The organism is Gemmatimonadales bacterium (assembly GCA_036265815.1).
In the GTDB taxonomy this organism is placed as follows: Bacteria; Gemmatimonadota; Gemmatimonadetes; order Gemmatimonadales; family GWC2-71-9; genus CAVVWJ01.
Genome location: DATAOI010000063.1, coordinates 1 through 4,397, shown reverse-complemented (window position 1 = coordinate 4,397; position 4,397 = coordinate 1). Strand labels below are relative to the sequence as shown.

General features: G+C 63.2%; 4 protein-coding genes. 3 read left to right on the top strand and 1 reads right to left on the bottom strand.

Features of this window, described 5'->3' with window-relative positions:
* Together VHR41_14070 and VHR41_14065 are read left to right on the top strand one after the other, a co-directional pair.
* The coding region (locus VHR41_14070; GenBank protein ID HEX3235320.1) for an aminotransferase class III-fold pyridoxal phosphate-dependent enzyme at positions 1-978 on the top strand (978 nt) is incomplete at its 5' end.
* On the top strand, positions 975-2,291 hold the full coding sequence (locus tag VHR41_14065) for an aspartate aminotransferase family protein (protein HEX3235319.1): 1,317 nt from the start codon (positions 975-977) through the stop codon (positions 2,289-2,291). The genes VHR41_14070 and VHR41_14065, both read left to right, overlap by 4 nt.
* A gap of 65 nt (positions 2,292-2,356) precedes the next feature.
* Here VHR41_14065 and VHR41_14060 read toward each other — a convergent pair whose 3' ends face one another.
* Positions 2,357-3,298: a CPBP family glutamic-type intramembrane protease gene (locus tag VHR41_14060; protein ID HEX3235318.1), complete on the bottom strand. Its 942-nt coding sequence runs from the start codon at positions 3,296-3,298 to the stop codon at positions 2,357-2,359.
* A gap of 181 nt (positions 3,299-3,479) precedes the next feature.
* Here VHR41_14060 and VHR41_14055 point away from each other — a divergent pair.
* Positions 3,480-4,397: NAD/NADP octopine/nopaline dehydrogenase family protein (locus VHR41_14055; GenBank protein ID HEX3235317.1), on the top strand; the 918-nt coding region annotated here is incomplete at its 3' end.

Sequence of the window (4,397 nt, the reverse complement as noted above, 5' to 3'; positions counted from 1 at the left end):
GGGCACAAGAGGGTCTTCCTGACCAACTCCGGAACCGAGGCGGTCGAAGGTGCCATGAAGCTCGCCCGGTACGCGACCGGGCGGCCGTTCATCATCAGCTTCTTCGGCGGCTTCCACGGCCGCACGTATGGCGCGGTCAGCCTGACAGCTTCGAAAGCCAAGTATCACAAGGGATTTGCGCCGTTGCTCCCTGGCGTTCTGCATGCCCCCTATGCATTCAGTCAGCGCGATCCTGGGACGGGCAAGCGCATCCATGACGAGGAAGCGACGTTCGACTATCTCGAGAACACGCTGTTCCGCTACGAGGTGCCGCCGACTGAGGTCGCGGCCATCTTCCTGGAGCCAGTGCAGGGAGAGGGCGGCTACATCGTGCCGCCGCCGTCCTGGATCCAGCGGCTGCGCGCGCTGTGCGACACGTACGGGATCCTGCTCGCCGCCGACGAGGTGCAGTCCGGGATGGGGCGCACGGGAAAGATGTGGGCGATCGAGCACGCCGACGTCGAGCCGGACATCCTGATCAGCGCCAAGGGCATTGCGTCGGGCCTGCCGCTTGGAGCCTTCGCCGCTAAGGCAGAGCTGATGGAGCGTTGGAGTGCCGGCGCCCACGGCTCGACGTACGGCGGGAGTCCCGTGCCTTGTGCGGCCGGGCTGGCCACCCTCGAGACGATCGCTGTCGAGAATCTCACCGACAACGCCAGGAAGGTCGGGGAGGAGCTGCTCTCGGGCCTGGGTGAGCTGCCCGCTCAGTTCCCTCGTATCGTCACGGACGTACGCGGGGTCGGGCTAATGATCGGCGTCGAATTCCGGACTGGCGAGCAGGCCGAGGCTGTGCAGGAGCAGGCCTTCAAACACGGACTCCTGGTTCTGGAGTGCGGTGAGAGCACCATCCGGATGTCTCCACCGTTGGTGGTTACCCTCGAGCAGGCCCATACGGCGCTGCGGATCTTCGGCGAGTCGGTGGCAGCGGTCGCGGAGTGAACCGGCACGTCTTCTCCCGCGGTGGCGAGGGTCTACCGGTCGCGGCCCGAGGAAGTGGCGCGGAGATCTTCGATACCGACGGTCGGCGTTATCTGGACGGCGCTGGTGGCGCGATCGTAGTCGGTGTCGGTCACGGCGTGGATTCGGTTTCGGATGCGATCGCTAAGCAAGCCCGCCAGCTCGCGTACGTCCACGGGACCATGTTCACCACCGAAGTTCTGGAGGCCTATGCCGAAGAGCTTGCGCCGTTGCTGCCCCTGGAATCGCCCTGGATCTATCCGGTATCCGGAGGCGGCGAGGCTGTCGAGACAGCGCTGAAGATGGCTCGGGCCTACCACCTGGCCCGAGGCGAGGACCGATATCTAGTTATCGGTCGCGAAGGCGCGTACCACGGCAACACCCGCGGCGCCCTCGATGTGTCTGGCCGGGACGGGCTTCGCGAGCCCTATTTGCCCTGGCTCGGGCCGGCACTTCATACGACGGCACCGTATGAGTACCGCTGTCCGTTCCCTGACACTCATCCGGAGGGGTGCGGCGAGCGGCATGCCCAAGTCCTTGATCAACTCATTGTCGAACACGGTGCCGGGCGGGTGGCGGCATTCATCGCTGAGCCGGTCGCTGGGGCGGGGCTGGGGGCCTGCGTGCCTCCAGCGGACTATTGGCCGGCTGTCGAACAGGTGTGCCGCGCCCACGGGGTGTTGCTCATCGCCGATGAGATCATGACCGGCTTCGGGCGTACCGGTGCCTGGTTCGCCTCCGAGCACTGGGATCTTCGACCCGATCTAATGGTGTTGGCCAAGGGCGTTGCCTCGGGCTACTGGCCGCTGGGTTTGGCCGTCGCAAGCGACGAGGTCCACCAGACGATCATGACCGGCGGTGGCTTTACGCACGGGTTCACCTACTCCCACCACGTCGTGGGGGCGGCCGCGGGCCGCGCTGTGCTGGCAGTCTTGAAGCAACTCGACCTGGTTGAGACGGCAAGGGACAGAGGCGCCCAGCTCGACGCGGCCCTGCGCAGTGAGCTCGGGAACCATCCAGCGGTCGGCGACATCCGTGGCCTGGGGCTACTGCGAGCGATCGAGCTGGTGTCCAACCGACAGACTCGGGTCTCGTTCGCCCGCTCTGACCGCGTGGTCGAGCGCGTCGTCACTGCAGGCATGGCGCGCGGGGTCCTGGTCTACTCCTCGACCGGATGCGCCGACGGGCGTGATGGAGACCTTGTGCTCCTCGGACCGCCTCTGATCATCACCGAGTCCGAGACTGACGAACTCGCGAGCTTGACGGCGGCAGCCATCAAAGACGTCCTCGGCTGATGCAATGGACACGCCCTGTCTATGAGGGGCTCGGCTGTAATGAAATCAATTTCTTTCTCGCACGCTTATGCCAAACCCGATACAACTCCAAAGATCAGAAAAGCAAAGTACACACTTTGAGCAGAGTGGACGATAATGCCCATCCAGGTGCTACGGAAGCGCCAGCTTGGAAATGCGTACAGGAAGACACCACTAATGACCGAGCCCGGGATACCCCAGGGCTGGTGGAGGTGATAAAAGCCAAAGAGCACGCCGTTCGCTACCCAGCTCCACCGGCCAAATACGCCCTCCATCCTTGGCAGCAATACACCCCGAAAGAGAAACTCCTCTCCCAGAATCGTATTGAAGATAGCGTTCACCACAAACAGGGCAAAGAACCACCAGGCGCCCACCAGCCGGTCGAGAATTTCCTTCGAGTCGAGAATCGCACCCAGGCTATATCCCGGAGGCTCGGCGAAAAAAGGAAAGAGGGAGACCCACAGGCCATCGACGTAAGATGTCAGGGCAAGTTCCCACACGGCAATCCCGATCAGAAACGGGATCACCCACAGCCATAACTTGCGGCGAGTTTCACCGGTTTTCGGGTCGCGCGGTGTGTTGAGCCGCAATCTGCGCTTGACCGTCGCCCAGCGGAGGTCCCCCTCTTCCCGGCGGACGATGATCATGGAAAGAATGAACAACCAGATCAAACCGATCAAGAGCAGCACGAATCGGGTGACGCCCGCTCCCAGCGGATCCGAATTGAAATCAGGTGATATTGCGGGGAAAATGAGCCAGCTTAGGATAGCCATGGGCACGGCCGCCAGGGCCCAGATGCCCAGGATTCTGCCAAGCGAATACTGTTGCCCCCTCTCAGACGCGGCGTTGGCACGGGCGGTCGTTTCCAACTTTTCCTCCTGCATGTAGATAACTCGGATGCCTATGGAGACCAAATTGGCGAGTATTGCGCCGGAGGCATTCCTAAAGTCTTTCCCTGCATCTTGGAACAACATGAGAAGCTGACTCACAGTGGAGGAAGAGCTCGTAGCCGACGCTCGACTCGAATCGCCGCCGAAGCTCCTTTTGATCACCCGACCACGGTGAAGGTCCAATCGGCGTGCGCGGTACCTGTCGAGGCCGCCCACGTCACGGGGCCACTATCGCGTCACTATAGAGTCCGCTTCGGGTGCGCTGATAGGGAGGGATGAGGTGGAGGTTGCGGTACTCGGCGCGGGCAACGGTGGTTGTGCGGTGGCCGTCGATTGGGCGCAGCACGGGCACAATGTGCGGCTCTTCGCGACGGTGGAGTATCCGGGCGAGGTGCCGGCGATTGCCGAGCGAGGCGAGATCGTCAGCACCGGTGAAGTCTCAGGCGTGGCGCCGATCTCCTACGCCGGACATGACGCGGAACGCACCGTCTCTGGCGCCGATCTGATCATGGTGGTCGGGCCCGCCTACGCCACTGAAGCCTTGGCCCGGGCCGCCGCCCCGCACCTTACTCCCGAGCAGACAATCGTGGTTTGTCCGACTTCCTGCCTGGGCAGCTTCGCCTTCCGGCGTGCGGCTGGGCTTTCACGCGATGACGATCGCTACCTGGTCGGGGAGACAAGCACCCTTCCGTACGCGGTGCGCATGAGCGGACCGGCGACAATCCACGTTTTCGTGAAACTGCGAGCCGGGTTGTGGGTGGCGGCGACGCCGCGGCGCGGGACCGACCGGCTCCGTACCATGCTCGGCGAGGTATATCCCGGCATCGGTACGGCGGGCAGTGTGTTGGCCACCACGCTTCAGAACGGGAATCCTGTAATCCATCCCGCGGTCACCATTTGCAACGCCGCGTTGATCGAGCGTACGGGCGGTGAGTTCAACTTCTACGAAGATGGCGTAACCCCGGCCGTTGGCCGGCTGATGCAGGCCGTCGATTCCGAGCGCATCGCGATCGCGGCTGCTCTGGGGCAGACGATTGCGTCGGACCCAGCCATTGGGGTGATGCAGGGTTACATGATCGAAGATAATTACGACACCGGATACTCCACGGCACCTGGCTTCCGCGGCATCCGGGCCCAAAGCCAACTCGACAATCGCTACCTCACCGAGGACGTCGGCTACAGCATGGTCTTGTTCGCA